This window comes from Pseudoflavonifractor sp. An184, assembly GCF_002160305.1.
Lineage (GTDB): Bacteria > Bacillota > Clostridia > Oscillospirales > Oscillospiraceae > Lawsonibacter > Lawsonibacter pullicola.
The window spans coordinates 1-21,730 of sequence record NZ_NFKI01000022.1 but is presented as its reverse complement, the minus strand read 5'-3'; the positions used below and the strand labels follow the sequence as shown (position 1 = coordinate 21,730).

22 protein-coding genes are annotated in these 21,730 nt (G+C 64.4%); 15 read left to right on the top strand and 7 right to left on the bottom strand.

The genetic code is table 11. The features are described 5' to 3' along the window. The first annotated feature begins 26 nt into the window (after positions 1-26). From araA to B5F19_RS08870, 6 genes are all read left to right on the top strand, one after another. Positions 27-1,508 (top strand): L-arabinose isomerase, encoded by a 1,482-nt coding sequence (gene araA / locus B5F19_RS08895; protein ID WP_087289752.1) that lies wholly within the window; start codon positions 27-29, stop codon positions 1,506-1,508. Positions 1,509-1,589: 81 nt separating this feature from the next. Next, positions 1,590-2,288: an L-ribulose-5-phosphate 4-epimerase gene (araD, locus tag B5F19_RS08890; RefSeq protein ID WP_087289751.1), complete on the top strand. Its 699-nt coding sequence runs from the start codon at positions 1,590-1,592 to the stop codon at positions 2,286-2,288. Between the two features lie 20 nt (positions 2,289-2,308). Next, positions 2,309-3,355, top strand: coding sequence for an aldose epimerase family protein (locus B5F19_RS08885; RefSeq protein WP_087289750.1), 1,047 nt, complete (start codon positions 2,309-2,311; stop codon positions 3,353-3,355). 22 nt (positions 3,356-3,377) lie between these two features. Beyond that, positions 3,378-4,223 (top strand): transketolase, encoded by an 846-nt coding sequence (locus B5F19_RS08880; RefSeq protein ID WP_087289749.1) that lies wholly within the window; start codon positions 3,378-3,380, stop codon positions 4,221-4,223. A 1-nt stretch (position 4,224) separates the two neighbouring features. Continuing rightward, positions 4,225-5,160: a transketolase family protein gene (locus tag B5F19_RS08875; protein WP_087289748.1), complete on the top strand. Its 936-nt coding sequence runs from the start codon at positions 4,225-4,227 to the stop codon at positions 5,158-5,160. A gap of 598 nt (positions 5,161-5,758) precedes the next feature. After that, positions 5,759-6,259: a hypothetical protein gene (locus B5F19_RS08870; protein ID WP_242972759.1), complete on the top strand. Its 501-nt coding sequence runs from the start codon at positions 5,759-5,761 to the stop codon at positions 6,257-6,259. Positions 6,260-6,748: 489 nt separating this feature from the next. On the opposite strand, the gene B5F19_RS08865 is transcribed toward B5F19_RS08870, so the two are convergent. Both B5F19_RS08865 and B5F19_RS08860 read right to left on the bottom strand, forming a co-directional pair. Continuing rightward, positions 6,749-7,276 (bottom strand): nucleoside recognition domain-containing protein, encoded by a 528-nt coding sequence (locus tag B5F19_RS08865; RefSeq protein WP_242972758.1) that lies wholly within the window; start codon positions 7,274-7,276, stop codon positions 6,749-6,751. Between the two features lie 2 nt (positions 7,277-7,278). Continuing rightward, on the bottom strand, positions 7,279-7,857 hold the full coding sequence (locus B5F19_RS08860; RefSeq protein WP_087289746.1) for a nucleoside recognition domain-containing protein: 579 nt from the start codon (positions 7,855-7,857) through the stop codon (positions 7,279-7,281). A 269-nt stretch (positions 7,858-8,126) separates the two neighbouring features. Here B5F19_RS08860 and B5F19_RS08855 point away from each other — a divergent pair, with 269 nt between their 5' ends. Further along, on the top strand, positions 8,127-8,381 hold the full coding sequence (locus B5F19_RS08855; protein ID WP_087289745.1) for an AbrB/MazE/SpoVT family DNA-binding domain-containing protein: 255 nt from the start codon (positions 8,127-8,129) through the stop codon (positions 8,379-8,381). A 135-nt stretch (positions 8,382-8,516) separates the two neighbouring features. Here B5F19_RS08855 and purF read toward each other — a convergent pair whose 3' ends face one another. Continuing rightward, positions 8,517-9,893: an amidophosphoribosyltransferase gene (purF, locus tag B5F19_RS08850; protein WP_087289744.1), complete on the bottom strand. Its 1,377-nt coding sequence runs from the start codon at positions 9,891-9,893 to the stop codon at positions 8,517-8,519. Between the two features lie 203 nt (positions 9,894-10,096). Between purF and B5F19_RS08845 the strand changes: the two genes are divergently transcribed. After that, positions 10,097-10,528 carry a hypothetical protein gene (locus B5F19_RS08845; protein ID WP_087289743.1) on the top strand — a complete coding sequence of 144 codons (432 nt, stop codon included), beginning with the start codon at positions 10,097-10,099 and terminating at the stop codon, positions 10,526-10,528. 42 nt (positions 10,529-10,570) lie between these two features. Here the strand turns inward: B5F19_RS08845 and B5F19_RS18195 are convergent, their stop codons facing one another. The 3 genes from B5F19_RS18195 to B5F19_RS08835 form a co-directional block, all read right to left on the bottom strand. Then, the gene (locus tag B5F19_RS18195) at positions 10,571-10,702 is read right to left on the bottom strand and encodes a hypothetical protein (protein ID WP_255378400.1); all 132 of its coding nucleotides are present in this window, start codon (positions 10,700-10,702) and stop codon (positions 10,571-10,573) included. A gap of 174 nt (positions 10,703-10,876) precedes the next feature. Next, positions 10,877-12,196 (bottom strand): putative ABC transporter permease, encoded by a 1,320-nt coding sequence (locus B5F19_RS08840; RefSeq protein WP_087289742.1) that lies wholly within the window; start codon positions 12,194-12,196, stop codon positions 10,877-10,879. Between the two features lie 73 nt (positions 12,197-12,269). After that, entirely contained in the window at positions 12,270-13,421 is a 1,152-nt protein-coding gene (locus tag B5F19_RS08835) for an alanyl-tRNA editing protein (protein WP_087289741.1), read from the bottom strand. A gap of 211 nt (positions 13,422-13,632) precedes the next feature. On the opposite strand from B5F19_RS08835, the gene B5F19_RS08830 reads away from it, so the two are divergent. From B5F19_RS08830 to B5F19_RS08815, 4 genes are all read left to right on the top strand, one after another. Beyond that, a complete protein-coding gene (locus B5F19_RS08830) occupies positions 13,633-15,810 on the top strand; it encodes a DUF4261 domain-containing protein (RefSeq protein ID WP_087289740.1) in 2,178 nt (725 codons plus the stop codon). Positions 15,811-15,907: 97 nt separating this feature from the next. Next, positions 15,908-16,189 (top strand): YabP/YqfC family sporulation protein, encoded by a 282-nt coding sequence (locus B5F19_RS08825; protein WP_087289739.1) that lies wholly within the window; start codon positions 15,908-15,910, stop codon positions 16,187-16,189. Between the two features lie 10 nt (positions 16,190-16,199). Continuing rightward, positions 16,200-17,429 carry a sporulation protein YqfD gene (locus tag B5F19_RS08820; protein WP_087289738.1) on the top strand — a complete coding sequence of 410 codons (1,230 nt, stop codon included), beginning with the start codon at positions 16,200-16,202 and terminating at the stop codon, positions 17,427-17,429. 14 nt (positions 17,430-17,443) lie between these two features. Further along, positions 17,444-18,418, top strand: a complete 975-nt coding sequence (locus B5F19_RS08815; RefSeq protein ID WP_087289737.1) for a PhoH family protein — start codon at positions 17,444-17,446, stop codon at positions 18,416-18,418. A gap of 873 nt (positions 18,419-19,291) precedes the next feature. Here B5F19_RS08815 and B5F19_RS08810 read toward each other — a convergent pair. Beyond that, positions 19,292-19,558 (bottom strand): hypothetical protein, encoded by a 267-nt coding sequence (locus B5F19_RS08810; RefSeq protein WP_087289736.1) that lies wholly within the window; start codon positions 19,556-19,558, stop codon positions 19,292-19,294. Between the two features lie 85 nt (positions 19,559-19,643). Between B5F19_RS08810 and B5F19_RS08805 the strand changes: the two genes are divergently transcribed. From B5F19_RS08805 to B5F19_RS08795, 3 genes are read left to right on the top strand one after another with little or no spacing between them, the layout of a single operon-like run. Continuing rightward, entirely contained in the window at positions 19,644-19,874 is a 231-nt protein-coding gene (locus tag B5F19_RS08805) for a helix-turn-helix transcriptional regulator (RefSeq protein WP_087289735.1), read from the top strand. Between the two features lie 38 nt (positions 19,875-19,912). Then, positions 19,913-21,091, top strand: a complete 1,179-nt coding sequence (locus B5F19_RS08800) for a hypothetical protein (protein ID WP_087289734.1) — start codon at positions 19,913-19,915, stop codon at positions 21,089-21,091. Beyond that, positions 21,088-21,408: a hypothetical protein gene (locus B5F19_RS08795; protein WP_087289733.1), complete on the top strand. Its 321-nt coding sequence runs from the start codon at positions 21,088-21,090 to the stop codon at positions 21,406-21,408. Before B5F19_RS08800 ends, B5F19_RS08795 begins: the two co-directional genes overlap by 4 nt. Positions 21,409-21,730: the final 322 nt, after the last annotated feature.

Below are 21,730 nucleotides of genomic sequence, written 5' to 3'. Positions count from 1 at the left end.
AATGACGAATTTGGAGGTCATTTCCCATGGATATGAAAAATTGCGAATTTTGGTTTGTGGTAGGCAGCCAGTTCCTGTACGGCCCCGAGGTGCTGGAGACCGTGGCCCAGCGGGCCGCCGAGATGGCGGACGCCCTGAACAAGAGCGGAAACCTGCCCTGCAAGGTGGTGTACAAGGCCACCGTCAAGACCGACGCGGAGATCACCCAGGTGATGAAGGACGCCAACTACGACGAGAGCTGCTACGGCGTCATCACCTGGTGCCACACCTTCTCCCCCAGCAAGATGTGGATTCACGGCTTCGGCCTGCTGCAGAAGCCCTACTGCCACCTGGCCACCCAGTACAACCGGAAGATCCCCAACGAGGAGATCGACATGGACTTCATGAATCTGAACCAGGCCGCCCACGGCGACCGGGAGCACGGCTTCATCGGGGCCCGGATGCGCCTGCCCCGGAAGGTGATCGCCGGCTACTGGCAGGACAAGCCGGTGCAGGACGAGCTGGCCGCCTGGATGCGGGCGGCGGTGGGCTACGCCTTCTCCCACAAACTGCGGATCGTCCGCTTCGGCGACAACATGCGGGACGTGGCCGTCACCGAGGGCGACAAGGTGGAGACCCAGATCAAGCTGGGCTGGCAGGTGGACTACTGGCCGGTGGGCCATCTGGTGGAGACCATGGACGCCGTCACCGAGGCGGAGATCGACGCGCAGATGGCGCAGTACAAGGACCGCTACGACTTCGCCACCGACGATCTGGACACCGTGCGCTACCAGGCCAAGGAAGAGGTGGCCATGCGGAAGATCCTGGAGCGGGAGGGGGCTCAGGCCTTCATCAACAACTTCCAGGACCTGTACGGCATGGAGCAGCTGCCCGGCCTGGCCAGCCAGAACATGATGGCCGACGGCATCGGCTACGGCGGCGAGGGCGACTGGAAGGTGGCCGGCATGACCGCCATCATGAAGCAGATGGCCCAGGGCCTGGAGGGCGGCACCCTGTTCATGGAGGACTACACCTATGATCTGGAGCCCGGCCAGGAGGTCTCTCTGGGGGCCCACATGCTGGAGGTGTGCCCCTCCATCGCGGCGGAAAAGCCCCGCATCGAGGTCCACCCCCTGGGCATCGGCGACCGCCAGCCCCCCGCCCGTCTGGTGTTTGAGGGCAAGGAGGGCCCCGGCATCGTGGTCTCCCTCATCGACATGGGTGGCCGCCTGCGCATGATCATCCAGGACATCGAGGTCATCAAGCCCATCCTGGAGATGCCCAACCTGCCCGTGGCCCGGGTCATGTGGAAGCCCGCCCCCGACCTGCTCACCGGCGTCAAGTGCTGGATCGAGGCCGGCGGCGCCCACCACACGGTGCTGTCCACCGCCCTCACCGCCGAGGTGATGGAGGACTGGTGCGAGATGATGCAGATCGAGTGCGTCCATATCACCAAGGACACCAAGCTGGCGGACTTTAAGAAAGAATTGTTCTATAATGATATTGCCTGGAAGCTGAAAAACCTGTAAAATGGAGAGAGGCCGCCGGGGAGGGCAGCCCCTCCCCGGCGGCTTTGCCTTGGAGCATTGGATAAGGAGTGATTGCGGATCATGTTGGAAGAACTGAAACGAGAGGTCTGCGAAGCGAACCTGCTGCTTCCCAAGTACGGGATGGTGACCTTTACCTGGGGCAACGTGTCCGGCGTGGACCGGGAGAAGGGCCTGATGGTCATTAAGCCCTCCGGCGTGGAGTACGACGATATGAAGCCCGAGGACATGGTGGTGGTCAGCCTGGAGACCGGCGAGCGGGTGGAGGGCAAGTATAAGCCCTCCAGCGACACCGACACCCACCTGATTTTGTACAAGACCTTCCCGGAGCTGGGCGGAGTGGTCCACACCCACAGCCGCTGGGCCACCTCCTTCGCCCAGGCGGGCAAGGGGATTCCCGCCTTCGGCACCACCCAGGGGGACTACTTCTATGGGGAGATCCCCTGCACCCGGAAGATGACCCCGGAGGAGATCGCCGGCAAGTACGAGCTGGAGACCGGCAACGTGATCATCGAGACCTTCCAGTCCCGGAAGATCGACCCGGCCCAGGTGCCCGCGGTGCTGGTGCACAGCCACGGCCCATTTGCCTGGGGCGCCGACCCCCACAACGCGGTGCACAACGCGGTGGTGCTGGAGGAGGTAGCGTTCATGGCCTTCCACGCCATGGCCCTCACCCCCGGCCTGCCCCCCATGCAGCAGGAGCTGCTGGACAAGCACTACCTGCGCAAGCACGGCCCCGGGGCCTACTACGGCCAGGGCTGATTGGAAGGAGCGCGGAGCGTATGGAACAGCAGGCGCGGGTCCCCTTTGGGACCATGCCCGACGGCACGGCGGCAGAGGCCGTCACCCTGGAGAAGGGGCAGCTCTCCTGCCGCATCCTCACCTACGGCGGGGCGGTCCAGTCCCTGGTCGTCCCCGACCGGGACGGAAATCCGGTGGACGTGGTGCTGGGGTTTGACGCCCTGGAGGACTACCGGAAGCAGGACAAGTACATCGGCGCCCTCATCGGCCGGTACGGCAACCGCATCGGCGGGGCCTCCTTCTCCCTGAACGGGACGGAGTACCCTCTGGCGGCCAACGACGGGGAGAACCACCTCCACGGCGGCCCCGGGGGCTTTGACAAACAGGTGTGGACGGTGGAGGAGCAGGCGGAGGACCGCCTCACCCTGTCCCTCCAGAGCCCCGACGGCCAGGAGGGCTACCCCGGAAACCTGTCCGTCCAGGTGACCTACACCCTGACGGAGGCCGGGCTGACCATCGGCTACCGGGCCAAGTGCGACCGGGACACCCTGTGCAACCTGACCAATCACACCTACTTCAATCTGTCGGGCCACCAGAGCGGCCCGGTGACGGGACAGTACATCCAGCTGGCGGCCTCGCGCTACACCCCCACGGTCCCCGGCTCCATCCCCACCGGGGAGCTCTCTCCGGTGGAGGGCACCCCCATGGACCTGCGGGAGGGCCTGCCCATCGGACAGCGGGTGGACGAGGACTTCCCGCAGCTCACCATGGCCGGGGGCTATGACCACAACTGGTGCATCGACGGTTCGGACGGCTCCCTCCGTCTGGCGGCCCGGGCCTGGAGCCGGGAGACGGGCGTCGTCATGGAGACCTGGACCACCCAGCCCGGGGTGCAGTTCTACTCGGGCAACTACTTAGACGGCTGTCCCGCCGGCAAGGGCGGGGCGCCCTACGCCAAGCGGTGGGGCTTCTGCCTGGAGACCCAGCACTACCCCGATTCGCCCCACCACCCCAATTTCCCAAGCACCGTGCTCCCGGCGGGAGCGGAGTACCGGCAGACCACCGAGTACCGCTTCGCCGCGGAGTGATTCGGAGAGGAGGAATACAAACATGACCAAAGAAGAAAAAAAGCAGCTGATGGCCACCGCCTGTAAGGTCCGGATGGGGGTCATCAAGGGGACCCACGCCGCCAAGGCGGGCCACCCCGGCGGCAGCCTGTCCGCCGCCGACCTGTTCACCTACCTGTACTGCAAGGAGCTGAATGTGGACCCCAAGAACCCCAAGTGGGAGGACCGGGACCGCTTTGTCCTGTCCAAGGGCCACACCGCCCCCGGCCTGTACGCCGCGCTGGCCCAGCGGGGCTTCTTCCCGGAGGAGGACCTGCTCACCCTGCGCCAGATCGGCAGCCACCTCCAGGGCCACCCCAACATGAACCTGACCCCCGGCGTGGACATGTCCACCGGCTCTCTGGGCCAGGGCGTCTCCGCCGCCGCCGGCATGGCTCTGGCCGCCAAGTACCAGGGCAAGAGCTGCCGGGTGTACACCCTTCTGGGCGACGGCGAGATCCAGGAGGGCCAGGTGTGGGAGGCCTTCATGTTCGCCCACCACTACAAGCTGGACAACCTGTGCGTCATCATCGACAACAACGGCCTGCAGATCGACGGCGCCGTGGACAAGGTGATGAGCCCCTACCCCATCCCCGACAAGCTGAAGGCCTTCGGCTTTGCGGTGAAGGAGATCGACGGTCACGACTTTGACCAGATGGAGGCCGCCTTTGCCGAGGCCAAGGCCACCAAGGGCGTGCCCTTTGCCATCGTGATGAAGACCACCAAGGGCAAGGGCGTGAGCTACATGGAGAACCAGGCGGGCTGGCACGGCAAGGCCCCCAACGACGAGGAATACAAGATCGCCATGGATGAGCTTACCGCTCAGCTGGCGGAAGTGGAGGCGATGTAAGATGGCGGATGTGAAGAAGATCGCGACCCGGGACAGCTACGGCAACGCCCTGAAGGAGCTGGGCGCGGAGCATGACGATCTGATTGTGTTTGACGCGGACCTGGCGGGGGCCACCAAGACCGGCACCTTCCAGAAGGCCTTCCCGGAGCGCCACTTTGACTGCGGCATCGCCGAGGGCAATATGATGGCGGTGGCCGCCGGCGCGGCGGCCATGGGGCTGGTGCCCTTTGCCTCCAGCTTCGCCATGTTTGCCGCCGGCCGCGCCTTTGAGCAGGTGCGCAACTCCATCGGCTACCCCCACCTGAACGTGAAGATCGGCGCCACCCACGGCGGCATCTCCGTGGGCGAGGACGGGGCCTCTCACCAGTGCTGCGAGGACTTCGCCCTGATGCGCTCCATCCCCGGCATGGTGGTCATGTCCCCCGCCGACGACGTGGAGGCCAAGGCCATGGTGAAGGCCGCCTATGAGCATGTGGGCCCCGTCTACATGCGCTTCGGCCGCTCCGGCGTGCCCGTGTTCCACGACGGGGAGAACTTCCAGTTCCAGATCGGCAAGGGCGAGGTGCTCACCGAAGGAAATGACGTGGCCATCATCGCCAACGGCCTGCTGGTGGCCGAGGCCCTGGAGGCCGCCAAGACCCTGAAGGAGGAGGGCATCTCCGCCCGGGTCATCAACATGGCCACCATCAAGCCCCTGGACGAGGAGCTGGTGCTGAAGGCGGCCCAGGAGTGCGGCAAGGTCATCACCTGCGAGGAGCACAACATCCTGGGCGGCCTGGGCGAGGCCGTGTGCGGCGTGCTGAGCGAGAAGCTGCCCACCCCCGTGCGCCGCATCGGCGTCAACGACGAGTTCGGCCACTCCGGCCCCGCCGGAGCCCTCCTCAAGCAGTTCGGCCTGTCCGCCGAGCACATCGTTGAGGTGGCCAAGAGTTTTTAAAGCGCTCCATCTGACAAATAAAAGAAAAAGGCAGGACCGGGTACGGTCCTGCCTTTCAGGCTGCCGGAAAAGTCTAAAGACTTTTCCGGCAGCCTGAAAAAATGCCGTTACTTTCCCGCCGCTGCGCGGCGGAAAAGTCCTCGCTGCGCTCGCTGAACGCCTTGCCATGCAAGGCATTCAGGGCATTCGATCCCACTCGAGGCGGGCTGCCGCCCCCTCGAGCTCCCCCGCCAACACTCGGGCGGATTCGTCTGAACAGAGGTTTTTCGACAAGCTGAAAGGCAGGACCGTACCCGGTCCTGCCTTTTTGACAGTCTGCGAATCGGGAGCGCGGTTCCCGGAACTTGCGCTTTTGCTGTGCGCCTGCTATAATTTATTTTATCACGTATCACCTGTCTGGAGACCAGTTTTCAGAAATTCCTCACAATCGTACCGTTCAGAAGGAATCGCCTTGCGGCGACGAAGAAAGGAGCTTCCTATGAAACGAAACGCGGCCCTTGCAGCCATAGCTCTGCTTGCGTCCTTCGCATGTTCCGCCTGCGCACCCGCATCCCCCAGCGGCCAAACGCCTGAATTTTTCCATGACATTGGAAAAACATTGAGCGAATTAAAAACCGAGCATCCGGAAGGGGAATTTATAGTAAATCTGGACGGCTTCCCGGATCATGCCGCCATCTGCTTTGGGGACCCGGGGGCGGAATATTTCTACTATTTTTTTGGAACACAGAGCGGTGATGCAGAAAAGGCCATGGACGAGCTGGGGGACCAGCTGAAATGCGCCGGCGCCATTACAACCGCAAATGTCCTTTTTCCAGATATGGAAGAGGACATGTCCTTTGCCGATTTCTTCTCCCTGATCGGGGTTGAGGAGTATGAGTATCTGGGAGCGGACACGGTCGCGGAGGGTTGGATCAGATTTCTGTACCGGGATATGGAGGTCATGGTGAGTCCAACGGGAGATGGTCCCGACGGCGATTGGGACGTCACAGGGGAAGAGCTTGTAAAGTATAATGCCGCCGTGTCTGTGATGGACCCAGAGATCGAATCTGCCAACAGTGACCTGGCTGACGCGGTGATGTTCGATGAAACTGCGGCGTGAGAACACGATACTCCGCTGGCGTGTGCATGTATTTCCTGCGGGGCTGCCGGAAGAGCAGCAATTTCTGAATCGGTAAGACAGGGAGGGAGCATCGCTTAGCGATGCTCCCTCCCTCAGCTTGTCAAAAAACCGCTGTTGAGTAGAACTCGCCTCAGTTTTGGCGGGGGAGCTCGAGGGGGCGGCCGCCCGCCTCGAATGGGATCAAATGCCCCCGCCCTGTGCGTTATTCCTGCTCCAACTTGTCCTGAGGCCGCTGTCCTTCCGCGCCCCTCAAAAAAACACTCTTTCTCTCTCCCCCGCGTCCCCGCGGGCGCCGCGCCGGAGGCGGCACTGTAACTATAACAGTGACAATAACATTTACTCTGACTATTACAGTAACAGTTACTGTAACTGTAACTGTAACTGTAACTGTTACTGTAACGCAGCCCTATTTGCACGGAAACGTACAACTTCGGCCCCAGTTTCTCCCATGGTTGGAGGGAGAATTTCTCAGCCCGTGCCGAAGCACAGCCGCACCGCCCAGGCGGCGGCCAGAAAGCCGGTGAGGTCGGCGCACAGGGCGGCCGGGATGGCGTACCGGGTGCGGGAGACGCCCACCGACCCGAAGTAGACGGCGATGGTGTAGAAGGTGGTCTCGGTGGAGCCCAGCATCACCGCCGCCACCCGGCCCAGGTAGGAGTCCGGGCCCCAGGACTGGATGAGCTCCGCCCCCACCCCCAGGGCGGCGGAGCCGCTGATGGGCCGCACCAGCATCAGGGGCAGGAGCTGGGCGGGGACGCCCGCCCGGTCCAGCAGGGGGGCCAGGACCTGAGCGGCCAGCTCCAGGGCTCCGGAGGCCCGGAGCATATACACCGCCGTCATCAGGGCGATGAGGGAGGGGACGATGCGCAGGAGGACCTCCAGCCCCTCCCCGCCCCCGTGGATCAGCGCGTCGTACACGTCCACGCCCCGCCCCACGCCGTACAGGGCCACGCCGGCGATGATCAGGGGGGCGGTCATGGCAAAGAGCAGTCCCAAGTTCAATCCCTCCAGATCCGGGCGAAGAGCTTGCAGGCGGCGATCCCCACCCCCACCGACAGGGCGGAGGCCAGCCAAACGGCGGGGAGAATGTCGAAGGGGGCCGTACTCCCCGCCGCCGCCCGCACCGAGGCCACGGTGGTGGGGATCAGCTGGATGGAGGCGGTGTTGCACACCACCAGCATGCACATGGCGTCCGACGCCGTTCCGGGGCTCTTTCGCTCCATCCGCCGCACCGCCTCAATGCCCAGGGGGGTGGCGGCGTTGCCCAGCCCCAGCAGATTGGCGGACACGTTGGCGGAGATGCTGTCCATCACCCCCCGGTCCCCGGACACCTGGGGAAACAGGAGAGACAGCACCGGCCGCAGCAGCCGGGACAGCCCCTCCGCCAGACCGGAGCGGCGCATGACCTCCATCACCCCGGTCCAAAGGCACAGCATGCCCGTGATGGACACGCACAGCTCCACCGCCGCCTGAGCCCCCTCCACCGCGGCGGCGGCCACCAGCTCCCCCCGGCCCGTGGCCAGGCCGCACAGAATGGACAGGACTGCCATTCCCGTCCAGATCCACGCCATCGTCATCCGGCCAGCCCCCCTCTCGTCCCATTTATACGGAGGTGATTTCGGAAATAATACCCAATTCCGTTCGACAAAATTTGTTGGTATTTTTTGATTTAAGGAGAGCATAAGAAATAATTTGTCGGTTTTTGCAATATTTTCACATATGTGGTTGACAGAATCAATCTTTGTAGTATAATTAGATTTGCCGTTTTCGGTATTCTTTTACAGATTCCGTGCCGTCTCGATGGTTCTCTCATTGACGACTGGCGACAAGGAAAGGATGGTTTAACTTGAAATCTACCGGTATTGTGCGAAAAGTGGACGAATTAGGCCGTATCGTACTCCCGATTGAGCTGCGCCGCACCCTGGACATTGCGGAGAAGGATTCCCTGGAAATTTACATGGATGGTCCTGCCATCGTGTTGAAGAAGTATCAGCCCGCCTGTATCTTCTGCGACGACGCCAAGGACGTGATCGTCTACCACGGGAAAAATATCTGTCCCAAGTGCATCAAGGCCCTTCAGGAGGCGCTGGCCAGCGAGTGAGCCGGCGGACAAGATCACAAAGATTACATACAAATTGGCTTACGGTGTGATACTCCGTTCCACGAGGGACGGAGTCTCCTTTTGCACAAAAAACGCCCGCATGTGGAATGCGGGCGTTTTTTGTATGCCGGCCCGTCAGACCGGAATGGGGTAGCGCTCGGTGAAGCAGCCGTCGCAGAAGCCGCACCGGGCGTCGGGGGCCAGCTGGTGGAGGTGCTCCAGGGAGAGGTAGCCCAGGCTGTCCGCCCCGGTGAGCTCCCGGATCTCCTCCACCGTGTGGCTGCATGCGATGAGCCGGTCCTTGTTGGGGATGTCGGTGCCGAAGTAGCAGGGGGAGACGAAGGGGGGCGCGGAGATACGCATATGGACCTCTTTGGCCCCCGCCTCCCGCAGCAGGGTGATGATCTGGCGGCTGGTGGTCCCCCGGACGATGGAGTCGTCCACCATGACCACCCGCTTGCCCTCCACCTCGCTGGCCAGGGCGGCGAGCTTGATGCGCACCGCCTGCTCCCGGCTGGCCTGGTCGGGGGTGATGAAGGTGCGGCCCACGTAGCGGTTTTTCACAAATCCCACCCCGTAGGGGATGCCGCTCTCCTGGGCGTAGCCCTGGGCGGCGTCCAGGCCGGAGTCGGGCACCCCGATGACCAGGTCGGCCTCCACCGGGTGCTCCTGAGCCAGGAGCTTTCCCGCGTTCACCCGGGCCTGGTGGACCGACTGCCCGGCGATCACCGAGTCGGGGCGGGCGAAGTAGATATACTCAAAGATACACATGTGGGACAGCCCCCGGCAGTTGTCCCGGATGGAGCGCACCTGGCCGTCCTCCACCACTACGATCTCCCCGGGCTCCAGCTCCCGCTCCAGCTCGCCCCCCACGCTGGCGATGGCGCAGGACTCGGAGGCGAACAGGACGGCGTCCCCCTTCCGGCCCATGCACAGGGGGCGGAAGCCCCAGGGGTCCCGGCAGGCAATCAGTTTCCGGGGGGACATGACCAGCAGGGAGAAGGCCCCCTTCAAATTCCGGGCGGCATAGCACACCGCGTCCTCCACGCTGCGGCAGTGGAGCCGGGCCTGGGCGATGGCGTAGGCGATGAGCTCGGAGTCGCTGGTGGTGTGGAAGATGGCCCCCTTGTACTCAAAGTCCCGGCGGAGCTGGTCCACCCCCACCAGATTGCCGTTGTGGACCACCGCCAGGGTGCCCTTCACGTATTTGATGGTCAGGGGCTGGGCGTTCTCCCGCTCACCGGCCCCGGTGGTGGCGTAGCGCACATGGCCCACCGCCATGGTGCCGTTGAGCCTGTCCAGGGTCTCCTTGTCAAAGACCTCGCTCACCAGACCCACGTCCTTGTAAAAGGACTGCTCCCGGCCGTTGATGGCCGCGATGCCGCAGGCCTCCTGCCCCCGGTGCTGGAGGGCGTACAGCCCGTAATAGGTGGTTTGGGCGCACCCGCCCTTTGGATCGTAGACGCCGAATACCCCGCACTCCTCGTGCAGGCCGCTCAGTATGGGTTCCATCCCCGCGCACTTCCTTCCTGAAAAAGACAAGGCGGCGCTCTCCATGAGCGCCGTCGTTCACAAACTTATTATACTCCCGCACAGCCGTCCGATGCAAGGGAGAGAGGATTGGCTGCTCCGCCTATATCTTCCTTGAATTCCGGAACTTTCTCGTATGATATGTCCATTTCGACACAATCTAGCCCGGAGAGGAGGGGTGTGCTGTGAACGACGAACGGACATTTTTGGCCTTTATCCACAAAACCGCGGCCATGGGGGTGGGCACGCTGCCCCAGGCCATGGGCCTGCCCCAGAGCCGGGCCATGGTGCCGGCCCTCCAGGACCAGCTGCGGGAGTGCCGCACCATCGCCGCCCGGGCCCAGGCCTATGCCAGAGCGCACGGGGAGGCGCTGAGGGGGCCGGGGAGCGCCGCCCTGGCCCTGGCGGGGGCCGCCCTCCGGACGCGGGCGGTGCTGGACCCCTCCACCTCCACACTGGCGGAGCGGCTCATCCGGGAGAGCACCGGGGGCGCGGTGGAGACGGTCCGGCGGCTCCACCAGTGCACCCGGGACACGGACCCGGCGCTGGTGGAGCTGGGCCGCCGCCTGCTGGCGGCCCAGGAGCGGACCATCCAGGAGATGAAGCGGTTTTTGTAGCGGGAAAATGCGGGCGGCCCGGTGAGGGCCGCCCGCAGGCTGTCAAAAAAGTCCAAAGACTTTTCCGACAGCCTGAAAAATGCCAATACTTTCCCGCCGCTGCGCGGCGGAAAAGTCCTCGCTGCGCTCGCTGAACGCCTTGCCAAGCAAGCCATTCAGGGCATTTGATTCCATTCGAGGCGGGCTGCCGCCCCCTCGAGCTCCCCCGCCCTAACTTGAGTGGATTCATCTCAACAGAGGTTCTTTGACAAACTGCGGGCGGCCCGGTAAGGGCCGCCCGCGGATGTACAGAAGATTCAGAGAAAAAAGAGTGGGGACTTGAGGGGGAAGAAAGCACTTTTCCGAAACTCAGTCCACAAATTTCGCGCTGGGGTAGACCCGCTCGATGCGCTCATCCGGGTAGTGGCCGTCCAGAAACCGGGCGACGCTGTTCTGGGCGGGGACGTCCATGCTGCGCTCCACATAGCGGCCGAAGGCCAGGGCGGAGACGGCCATGTTCAGCACCATAAGGACCACCAGCAGCCAGGTGAGGATTTTTCCCGGCTTCATGGGCAGCCGCTCGATCAGATTGGACAGCCGGGGGTAGAGCACCTTGATCCACACCACCGTGGCGATGCCCCAGAAGAAGCAGTAGAGTAGGTTGATCCGGCCGCCCAGGTTGAAGGGGATATGGCTGTAATCCCAGAAGACCGTGCCGAACATCAGCTCGGAGAGGACGGAACAGCCATACTCATAGGCGCCCCCCAGCACGGTGCCGAACAGGAACAGAAAGCCGTCCCGGCGGTCCCGGTAGCGGTAGAGCAGAACGGTGAGGATCACCGCGCCGAAGCCCCACACGATGGAGAAGGGGCCGTAGAGCAGGCTGCTGCGGCTCTGCCACTCCCCCATGGAGAAGCGGCAGAAGACGGTCTCGAAGAGGTCGCCCAGCAGGGCGGCGATCACAAAGATCCAGGTTAGCTTGTAGAAGCCGCAGCCCTGGGCGAACACCTGGGCGCGGACCTTCTCTTTGTACCGCTCCCGCTTCAGGCGCTCCTTGTCCAGGCTGGGGTAGGCCCGGGCCATACGACGCTGGATGTACCGGGTGACCGCGTTGTCCAGGGCGTTGGACACCGCCCGCCACCGCCGGGAGACCTCGCTGGGCTCCTTCAGGCTGCCGTTGAGCTGGAGCAGCGCGGCGCCCGAACCGGCAAAGTCCGCCGCCAGCAGGATCAGCACCGCGACGGCGATGATCCGTCCCACCGACTGGGGAATCCAGTTGGTGAGGGTTACCAGAAGGGGGTTGCCCAAAAACAGGCAGAACAGGGCCAGAACGCCCCAAACCAGGGAGTATTTCAGACAGATGTGGCCGTTGAAGTTCCAGGGCTCCTGGGAGTAGTCCCACCACTTCTGCCCAAAAATGCGCTCCAGCAGGGCGCCGGTGACCAGCTCCAGGGCGGTGGCCAGCAGCATGCCGCCCACAAACAGGAAGAAGGGGGCGCTTTTCAGCTCTGGGAGGAACACGGCGAACAGCACGGCGGCCTCGCCGTAAACGGGGGAGAAGGGGGCGTTCAGAAAGCCGCGGTTGAGCAGCTTGCCCTTTTTCGCCGCCGCGGCGGCGGTCTCCATCAGCCAGCCCAGGAACGAGTAGACCAGAAAGAACCAGAGCAGTTGGTAGAGTGTGTATTCCATAAAAGCTCCTTATGTAGTATGACGTGGTTCAGGAGAGGCGCGCAGCGCGCCCCCGGATATGCGGCCGGTGTCCTTATGGGGTGTGCGTCTGAAAGAAATACTCGATCTCCGCCCGGCCGGCGGCCACGGACCCCTGGACGAAGTCGGGCTTGCCGCCGCCCCGGCCCTGGAGGGCCTGATTCAGCTCCTTGACCAGAGGGCGCAGCTCGCCCCCCGGCTGGCCGATGGCGTACTGGTACCCCTGGCCGTCCCGGCCGGAGAAGCAGGCGCAACGGCCGCCGCAGGCCGCCTGGACGGCGGCGGTGAGACGGCGCAGGCCGTCCGGCTTCAAATCCTCCTCAAAGAGGACCACGTCCCCCGCACCCTGGTACTGTTGGGCCAGGGCGGCAAAATGGGCGTCCTCCAGGGTGAGGATGCGGGACTTGAGGGCCTGGTTCTCCCCCAGCAGCCGCTCCACCGCCGGGGCGGTCTCCAGCAGCTTGGCGGAGGTGAGGTTGGAGATCTGGCGGTTCTGCTCCCATACTTTGGACAGATGGGCGAAGGCCCGGCCGCCGCACACCAGCTCGATGCGCACGCCGGAGCGGAATTTTTGGCAGGAGAGCAGCTTCACCAGCCCAACCTGGCCGGAGGAGGACACGTGGGTGCCGCAGCAGGCGCAGGTGTCCGCCCCGGGGAAGGAGACGATGCGCACCTGCCCCTCAATGGCCTTTTTGCTCCGGTACTCCAGATGGGCCAGCTCCTCCGGGGAGGGGTAGGTGATCTGGACCGGGCGGTCCTCCCAGATGTACCGGTTGGCCGCCGCCTCCAACTCCCGCACCTGGTCCTGGGTGAGCTCCACACTGAGATCAATGGTGATCACGTCGGCCCCCATGTGGAAGCCCATATTGTCGCAGCCGTACATGCTGTGGGCCAGGCCGGAGACGATGTGCTCCCCGGAGTGGTGCTGCATCAGGTCGAAGCGGCGGGCCCAGTCGATCTGCCCCTCCACGGCGCTCCCAACCTCCAGGGGGGCGGAGCAGGTGTGGACCACATGGCCCTCCCGCTCGTGGACCTCCAGCACCTGGACCCCGCCCAGGACGCCCAGGTCATAGGGCTGGCCGCCCCCCTCGGGGTAGAAGGCGGTCTGGTCCAGAATCACGTCCCACCCCCTCCTGCCCTGGGCGCAGGAGCGCACCCGGGCGGTGAACCGGGTGAGAAACGGGTTTTCCTCATACAGCTTTTCCATGGCAGAAACCTCACGTTTTTAAATCTTTCACGGTGGTGGAGAGCATTATAGCACAACTGGGCCGGAAAGGTAAAGCCCGCAAAAAGTCCGGAAAATACATTTGTCAAGGGCGGGGCGCTGTATTATACTGGAGGTGATACGGCGCGCCCGGCGGCGGGACGGTCCCGGGCGTGCGGATGGAAAAAAGAGATGATTCGAGGAGGACGCCCCTATGGAGCTGCTGGAGCAGTGCCGGATCTGGCATGAGAACGACGAGTATCAGAAGATCATTGACGCCCTGGAGGCCATTCCGGAGGGAGAGCGCACTCCGGAGCAGGATCTGGAACTGGCCCGGGCCTGCAACAACCAGGGGGACCCCGGCACGCCGGAGGGCCGGGCGCTGTTTCAGCGGGCAATCGGGCTGATGGAGTCTCACAGGGCAGCCATGGAGGGGGAGTACAGCTGGAACTTCCGCATGGGCTACGCTCACTACTATCTGGACCAGGAGGAACAGGCCCTGGGCTATTTCCAAAAAGCCCTGGAGCTCCACCCGGGGGACGGCCCTCAGTATAACACGGAGGAGGAAATTCGATTTTTCATCGACGACTGCCGCCGCTGGATCGCCGTACAGGGCGGGGAGGGGATCGTGCTGACCCCGGAGGACGTGGAGGAGCTGGAGGGGATGTGCGAGGGGCCGTCCGGCTACTTCTATAAAATGCTGTCCTACCTGGAGGAGACCATCCGGGCCGGGGTCCGGGAGGGCCGCTTCTCCGCGGCCCAGGCCAGGGCCGACCTGGAGGTGGCCCTGTGGTACTCCTACGCCTGCAACAATGTGGACGAGTACGAGTACTACTACCGGGCGGCGGACTGGATGTCCGATTCGGAACAGGCGGCGGAGGCAGCCGGGAGCGGCATCTGGTACTACCGGTATGCCTGTGCTCTGACCTACTGTTCCCGGCTGGAGGAGGCCCTGGTCTACGCCCGGAAGGGTGTGGAGCTGGACCCGGGCTACGTGTGGGGCTACCTCCAGTACGCCAAGCTTCTCAGCCACTTCGGAAAACAGCAGGAGGCCCTGGCGGCGGTGGACCGGGGGCTGGAGCTGGAGCCCGGGGACTATGAGTTCACCACCCTCCGCCGGGAGATTCTGGAGGGCCGGAACCTGGAGGAGATGGAGTTCCACTGGATCGACCCGGAGTGCGACCGGCGGCTCCAGGAGGGGCTGGACGAGGGGGAGGCGGACAAGCGCCGCTCCATCTCCCACATCCTCTGCGACCGGGAAAATCTGGCGGCCATCCGGGCGGCCCTGGCCCCTACGGAGTGGGAGGCGGACGCCCCCTACTGCACCTTCGCCATCCCCTATGGGGAGCGGACCGTCACCGGCCGCTTCTTTGGCAACGAGGCCGCCCTGTCCAAGCTGCCCGCCCTCTGGTTCCAGGCCCTGGTCCGCCGCCTGCCCGAGCTGGAGCGCCGGGGGAGGACCTTCCTGTCCGCCCGGGCGGGCCTGGGCACCGAGGGGCTGGAGCTGGACCGGTTCTCCATCGGCCTGGACCGGAAGATCGGCCTGATCTACCGGCGGGAGGAGAGCCAGGTGGTCCGCTTCGAGCCCGATTTCTCCCTGAGCGAGGACCAGATGGCCCTGGAACAGCCGGAGGGGGGCGCCTTCCTGGCCTTCGTCCTGCTGGAGCAGCCGGAGTGGGACGGGGAGCAGTTCAAGCGGGACCTGCGGGACCTGTGGGGCATCCCCTGCTTCACCCGGGAGACCGGCGGCGAAGATGGGGAGGGCGCCCTGGTGTTTGAGGCAGACGGCATGACGGCGGCCGTCCACCTCTACCCCTTCCCGGTGCCCCACGGGGAGGCCGAGGAGAACGCCGCTCACAATTACCTGTGGCCCGAGGCTCAGGAGACGGCCCGGCGGCACCGGGGCCAGCTCCTGGTCTCCGTCCTGGCCGGGGAGGAGGACCCCCTGGAGGCGGCCCGGCTCCAGGTGAAGCTGGTGTGCGCCGCCTGCCGGCAGGCGGGGGTGCTGGGGGTCTACGCCAACGGCACGGTCTATCAGCCGGAGTTCTATGAGGGGGCGGCGGGGATGATGGAGGACGGGAGCCTGCCCCTGCTGAACCTGGTCTGGCCCGGCCTCTACCGCCGGGAGGGGGGCCTGTGCGCCTACACCGATGGCATGCGCGCCTTCGGCCGGGACGAGATGGAGGTGCTGGACGCCGGCGCGGAGCCCGGGGACCTGCGGGGCTTCCTGCTGGACATCGCCGACTATGTGCTGGAAAACGGAGTGGCCCTCCAGGACGGGGAGACCATCGGCTTCGGCGAGGACCAGCGCCTGGCCATCACCCGCAGCGCCGGGGTGTGGCACCAGGGCATGACGCTGAAAATCCAGTACGCCCCCATGCCGGAGGACTGAGCCGGAGGAGGGAAGGAGATCTTCTTCCGGGAGAACCCGTCCGCCCCCGCATGTTCGCGCCCGTTTCCGCATAGACATAGCGGGAAAGGGTGATGGTATGGGGACCAAAGGGAGGCGCGAGGGACTGCTGGAGCGCACCGCCCAGTTCTTTGACCTGCCGGCGGACGTGGTGGCCGGGGTGCCCCGGCTGGAGCTGGTGGGGACGGGGGAGCTGCGCATGGAGCACCACAAGGGCATCCTGGCCTATGGGGACCGGGAAATCCACATCAGCGGCGGGAGCTATGTGGTGAAGGTGACCGGCGAGGGGCTGGAGCTGCGGGCCATGACCGGCATGGAGCTGCTCATCACCGGGCGCATCGCCGGCGTCGAGCTGACTTAGGGGGGCGGCGATGAAGCGGGCCATGAACTATGTGCGGGGGACGGTGACCCTGACGGCCCGGGGCCTGTTCCCGGAGCGGCTTTTGAACCTGTGCGCCCAGGAGGGGGCGCCCTGCTGGGGGGTGGAGTGGAGGGATGAGCACACCTTACGCCTGACCACCTTCCGGCACAAGCTCTCCCTGGTGAAAAAGCTGGCCCAGCGGGCGGGGTGCGAGATCTCCGTGGAGGGCCGGCGGGGGCTGCCGGATTTCCTGGGGCGGTTCCGCCGGCGGTACGCCTTTCTCATCGGGCTGGCCCTCTCCCTGCTGGCGGTGTGCGTCCTGTCAAAATTTGTGCTCACCATCGACGTGACTGGAAATGAGACGGTGCCCACCGCCCGCATCCTCTCCCAGCTGCGGCTGGAGGGGGTGCGCCCCGGGGTGTACGGCCCCGCCCTGGACCGGAAGGCCATCGCCCAGCGGGCCCTGCGGGGGCTGGAGGAGCTGTCCTGGATGTCCATCAACCTGTACGGCACCCGGCTGGAGGTGGTGGTGCGGGAGGCGGTGGAGTCCCCGGAGATCGTGGACGACGAGGGGTTCTACGACGTGATCTCCGAGGCGGACGGCATCATCACCCAGGTGGAGCCCCTGGCGGGGGAGGCCGCCGTCCAGGAGGGGGACACGGTGGCCAGGGGGGAAGTGCTCATCTCCGGCCTCATCTCCATCCAGCCGCCCCGGTACAGCGACCAGCCGGTGCGGTACTACCCCGTCCACGCCCGGGGGCGGGTGTTCGCCCGCACCTGGCGGACCTTTGAGGCGGCCATCCCCCTGGAGGCCCGGGTGAAGCGGTACACCGGGGAGGAGCGCACCCTCTGGTCCCTGCGCTGTCTGGACTTTGGGGTGGATTTTTATAAAAACAGTAGCATTCCCGGGGATGGATATGATAAAATAACCACGGTACACCAGCTGACCCTGCCGGGAGGGCGGAGCCTGCCTATGATGCTTACGGCGGAGCAATACCGCGCCTATGAAACCGAAACCGTCTCGGTGGACCCGGAGGCCGCCCAGGCCCTGCTGGAGGACCGGCTGTTCTCCTATCTGCTGGAACAGATCGGGGAGGACGGCCAGGTGATCGACGCCAGCTATACCGCCCGGGTGTCGGAGGGGCAGCTGCGTGTGACGCTGACCGCGGAGTGCCGGGAGGAGATCGGCGTGGAGATCCCCAGTACCCGCGAGTTCCCGGGGGAGACCCCGGCGGAGTAGGAGAACCAATACCAATGACAGAATTAAGCATCAACCTGGAGCGTCTGGAGGACGCCATCAGCGTCTTTGGCTCCTTTGACGAGAATATCCGTCTGATCGAACATGAGCTGGGGGTCTCGGTGGTGAGCCGGGACTCCCAGCTGAAGGTGTCCGGGGAGGACCCGGAGCAGGTGATGTACGCCGTAAAGGCCATTGAGAACCTGATGGCCCTGGCCGCCCGGGGCGAGCCCATCCAGGAGCAGAACGTGCGCTATGTGCTCCAGCTGGTCCGGACCGGGCAGGAGGAGCAGGTCCAGCACCTGGCCGCCGACGTGCTGTGCATCACCGCCAAGGGCAAGCCCATCAAGGCCAAGACCCTGGGCCAGAAGAAGTATATTGACGCGATCAAAAAGAATGTGGTCACCCTGGGGGTGGGCCCCGCCGGCACCGGCAAGACCTATCTGGCGGTGGCCGCCGCCGTGGCCGCCTTCCGCTCCAAGGAGGTCAACCGGATCATCCTCACCCGCCCGGCGGTGGAGGCGGGAGAGCGGCTGGGCTTCCTGCCCGGCGACCTCCAGTCCAAGGTGGACCCCTACCTGCGGCCTCTGTACGACGCCCTGTTTGACATGCTGGGCCCGGAGACCTATCAGAAGTACCTGGAGCGGGGCAACATCGAGGTGGCCCCCCTGGCCTATATGCGGGGCCGCACCCTGGACGACTCCTTTATCATTTTGGACGAGGCACAGAATACCTCCCGGGAGCAGATGAAAATGTTCCTCACCCGTCTGGGCTTCGGGTCGAAAATCGTCATCACCGGCGATATCACCCAGATCGACCTGCCGGCGGACAAGGTCTCCGGCCTGAAGGAGGCCATGCGGGTGCTCAAGGGCGTGGAGGATGTCGCCATCATGCGCCTCACCGAGTCCGACGTGGTCCGACACGCCCTGGTGCAGCGGATCATCAAGGCCTATGAGGTGGATGAGGAGCGGAGGAATAAAAAGAAGCCCTGATTTTTGGCGGTTCGCCGCCTGCTCTTTATAAGCCTTCCCCCTGGGGGAAGGTGTCACGCGAAGCGTGACGGATGAGGGGACAGATTTCGGATTGGTTCGTTGTACGCAGGGGGATTTCGCCGCCTGCGGGCGGCGAGTTCCTTTGCCCGCGGCGGCAAAGGAACCAAAACGCCGCCGGGGACGGCTCCAGATGAGCACTTCGTGCTCATAGTCGCCCACCCTATCCCCTCTGTCGCTACGCGACATCTCCCCCTGACAGGGGGAGTCGGCCCCGGACCCCATTTACGGGGGTTACCCCTTGGGGTGGGCAGAATCCTTCCGGCGCGCGGAATCAGGAGTGCTTGGGTGCGGTCCCGTCCGGCCCCACTGGGGGCCTGTGTTTTGAGAAAATCGAAGCTGCTGCGGTCCCGCGTCTGCGCCTGGGTTTCCGAACCAACGCTCCTGGTCCGTTTTCCGCCGTAGGGGCGCACAGTGTGCGCCCGCGGGCCGGTCTGGGACCGGCCCCTGCGAATAGGAGGGAGAGACTCAGCACCCGCCCGCCAGATTTCAGGCAAGGCTTCCGTAAAGCCGCAGGGGCGGCCCTAGCGGTCGCCCGGGATGGATACGGAATCAGGTTTCGGTCCCCTTTGCAGGGGCGGCTGTCAGCCGCCCGCAAGCCTTCCCCCTCCAAGGGGGCCGACTCCCCTTATCAAGGGGAGATGTCGCGCAGCGACAGAGGGGATAGGGACAGGTGCCCCCGAAGGGGGCGGATGAGGGTGGGCTCCGGAATGACAGAAGCTCCTCGACGGGCCGGCCAGTGTCCGGCCCCTGCGAAAGAGGGGGAAGGCTGAGAGGGGAGAGGGGCGGAACCCTGCTATAAAACGCCCCATCCAATCATTCCCGCCCCAGCGCCCAAAGAACCTCTTGACGCAGGCCCAGGCCGAAGAGATAATAGGCTTGTACCAGCCGGGCGGAGTAGCGCAGGAAGCAGTCCTCGATCTCCTGCATCCGGGCGTAGCCCAGGGTCTGCTCCAGGGACTGGAGCAGGGCGTCGTACTCCGCCTCGGCCTCCATAAATTCCGGATTGGTCTTGCAGTATGTATAGATCTGGTGGGACAAGTCTGGATTACTGCAAAAAAGCGATTCAATAGCTCCGTTCATAACACTGCCCTCCAATATGCGTTTATTACGCGTTTTCTTTATAATATACGCGTTTAATACGCATGTCAAGGGGCGGGAGGTAATTATGGCAAATTTTTCTGAACGCCTCCGGGAGCTCCGCCGGGAACGCGGTTTAAAACAGCGGGAAATGGCGGAGATCTGTGGATTAAAGCTGCGTGGTTATCAACAATACGAATACAATGAGGGCTATCCCGAGGTCCCCGGCCTGGTGGCCATCGCCGACTACTTCGGCGTGAGTTTGGACTATCTGATGGGCCGCACCGACGTGCGGGAGATCAACCGGGGACAGCCCTGAACCTGTCCATACCCCACCGAGAGGAGGGACCTATTTCCATGAAACGCCGACTGCGCCGGCTGCTGGCGCTGGTGTGCGCCCTGGCCCTGGCTCTGAGCCTGTCCGGGCCGGTCTCCGCCGCCGGAGACATCTATTTTACCGTCCTCAACGACAGTGTGGTGAGCCTCAGCGACAGCACCATGCCCACCTGGTCGGGGGGCGTGCTCTATGTCCATTATTCTGCGTTTGACGGCAGCAACACCGCCCGCATCGGCTTTGATATCTCCTTCAGCTACAACCGAAGCTCCGGCATGGCCACATTGTTCAACACCCGGCAGTTCCTTACCTTCAACATGAACAACAACACCAGCTACAATGCCCTGACCGGGGAGTACCTCAACGGCCGGGCCATTCTCCGCAACGGGCAGGTCTTTGTGCCGGTGGCTCTGGTATGCAGCTTTTTCGGCCTGAGCTACTCCGTGATCTCTATTGACGAGGGCTATATTGTCCGAATCAAAGACAACTCCGTGGTGCTCAGCGACCCTGATTTTGTGGAGGCGGCTACCCTCTCCATCTCCCGCGAGCTGCGGTCGTACAACCAGGCCAACCAGAGCACGGCCACGCCCGGCGTCCGCCCCCCCACCGGCGGCAGCGGGGAGACGGAGACCAACGACCTGCCCATTGAGGAGGAGCCGGACACAGCAGACAGCATTCCGGTCTATCTGGCCTTCCGATGCGACGATGACCAGGGGCTCAGCGATATTCTGGACATACTGGACGAGAGAAACCGGGCCGCAGTGTTTTTCTTCCCGGCGGAGGAGCTGGAGCGGCAGGACGATCTGCTCTACCGCATTCTGGGCAGCGGCCACAGCGTGGGGCTGCTGGCGGAGGGGAGCTCCCTGGCCGCCACCCGCCAGCTGCTGGAGGAGGGCGGCCAGGTCCTGGAGCGGGTGGGCTACACCCGTACCACCCTGGCTCTGGTGCCTGAGCGTCAGCGGTCCGCCCTGGAGGCGGAGGGCTGGGTCTGCTGGGATGAGACGGCGTCCGCCATCCCCGAGGCGGGGACGGGAGCCAGCTCCCACGCCAACGCGGTCATCCGCGCCATCCCGGCCGGCAGCCAGCGGGCCTACCTTACTCTGGACGCTGGGACCGAGTCGGCCCGGGTGCTCCCCACGCTGCTGACGCGGCTGGAGGCCCGGTCCTACGCGGTGAGCGTCCCGTTGGAGACGAGACTATGAGACAGATTGATTTGACCCGGGCCGCCGGGGGAGACCGGGACCCGGCCCGCATCGCCCGGCTCACCCGGCATCTAAAGGCCCGGCTGGAGGACTTCGGCCCCGGCGGGCCCCAGGTGGTCTCCGCTGATGAGGAGACGGGCGCTGTGACCGCCCGCTTTCCCGGCCACGATACCGCTCAGGTACTCCAGCGCCTGGAGAAGCAGTGCGGCGTCCGGGCCGTCCAGGAGGGGGAGCTGGCCCTGTTCCGGTTGACCCCCCAGGTGCGGTTTGAGGACCTGGACTACGTGTGGGGCTGCCTGTTTGACATTTTAGGCTGAGATGCGCCGGGCCGCCGCCCGGCGCATTTTTATGTTTCCATAGGGGCCGGACACAGGCCGGCCCGACAGCATACGCACTGGGAGCGTTGGTTCGGCAAACTCAGGCGCATTCATAGAGCTGCACCAGTCCTAATTTTCCTCCCAATCAGGCCCCCAGTGGGGCCGGACGGAATGGCACCCAATCATTCAGATTTTGCGCGCCGAAAATTTTTGCCTGGTTCAAGGGGTAACCCCCGTAAATGGGGTCCGGGGAAAGGCGAATATGAGCGCGGAGCGCTCATCCTGAGCCGTCCCCGGCGGCGTTTTGGTTCCTTTGCCGCCG

Coding starts and splice junctions, on each gene's coding strand:
- araD (WP_087289751.1), top strand. CDS start 1,590: ATGTTGGAAGAACTGAAACGAGAGGTCTGCGAAGCGAACCTGCTGCTT.
- B5F19_RS08795 (WP_087289733.1), top strand. CDS start 21,088: ATGAGACAGATTGATTTGACCCGGGCCGCCGGGGGAGACCGGGACCCG.
- araA (WP_087289752.1), top strand. CDS start 27: ATGGATATGAAAAATTGCGAATTTTGGTTTGTGGTAGGCAGCCAGTTC.
- B5F19_RS08835 (WP_087289741.1), bottom strand. CDS start 13,421: ATGGAAAAGCTGTATGAGGAAAACCCGTTTCTCACCCGGTTCACCGCC.
- B5F19_RS08820 (WP_087289738.1), top strand. CDS start 16,200: ATGAAGCGGGCCATGAACTATGTGCGGGGGACGGTGACCCTGACGGCC.
- B5F19_RS08880 (WP_087289749.1), top strand. CDS start 3,378: ATGACCAAAGAAGAAAAAAAGCAGCTGATGGCCACCGCCTGTAAGGTC.
- B5F19_RS08840 (WP_087289742.1), bottom strand. CDS start 12,196: ATGGAATACACACTCTACCAACTGCTCTGGTTCTTTCTGGTCTACTCG.
- B5F19_RS08825 (WP_087289739.1), top strand. CDS start 15,908: ATGGGGACCAAAGGGAGGCGCGAGGGACTGCTGGAGCGCACCGCCCAG.
- B5F19_RS08810 (WP_087289736.1), bottom strand. CDS start 19,558: ATGAACGGAGCTATTGAATCGCTTTTTTGCAGTAATCCAGACTTGTCC.
- B5F19_RS08875 (WP_087289748.1), top strand. CDS start 4,225: ATGGCGGATGTGAAGAAGATCGCGACCCGGGACAGCTACGGCAACGCC.
- purF (WP_087289744.1), bottom strand. CDS start 9,893: ATGGAACCCATACTGAGCGGCCTGCACGAGGAGTGCGGGGTATTCGGC.
- B5F19_RS18195 (WP_255378400.1), bottom strand. CDS start 10,702: ATGGAATCAAATGCCCTGAATGGCTTGCTTGGCAAGGCGTTCAGCGAG.
- B5F19_RS08805 (WP_087289735.1), top strand. CDS start 19,644: ATGGCAAATTTTTCTGAACGCCTCCGGGAGCTCCGCCGGGAACGCGGT.
- B5F19_RS08800 (WP_087289734.1), top strand. CDS start 19,913: ATGAAACGCCGACTGCGCCGGCTGCTGGCGCTGGTGTGCGCCCTGGCC.
- B5F19_RS08830 (WP_087289740.1), top strand. CDS start 13,633: ATGGAGCTGCTGGAGCAGTGCCGGATCTGGCATGAGAACGACGAGTAT.
- B5F19_RS08815 (WP_087289737.1), top strand. CDS start 17,444: ATGACAGAATTAAGCATCAACCTGGAGCGTCTGGAGGACGCCATCAGC.
- B5F19_RS08860 (WP_087289746.1), bottom strand. CDS start 7,857: ATGACGATGGCGTGGATCTGGACGGGAATGGCAGTCCTGTCCATTCTG.
- B5F19_RS08885 (WP_087289750.1), top strand. CDS start 2,309: ATGGAACAGCAGGCGCGGGTCCCCTTTGGGACCATGCCCGACGGCACG.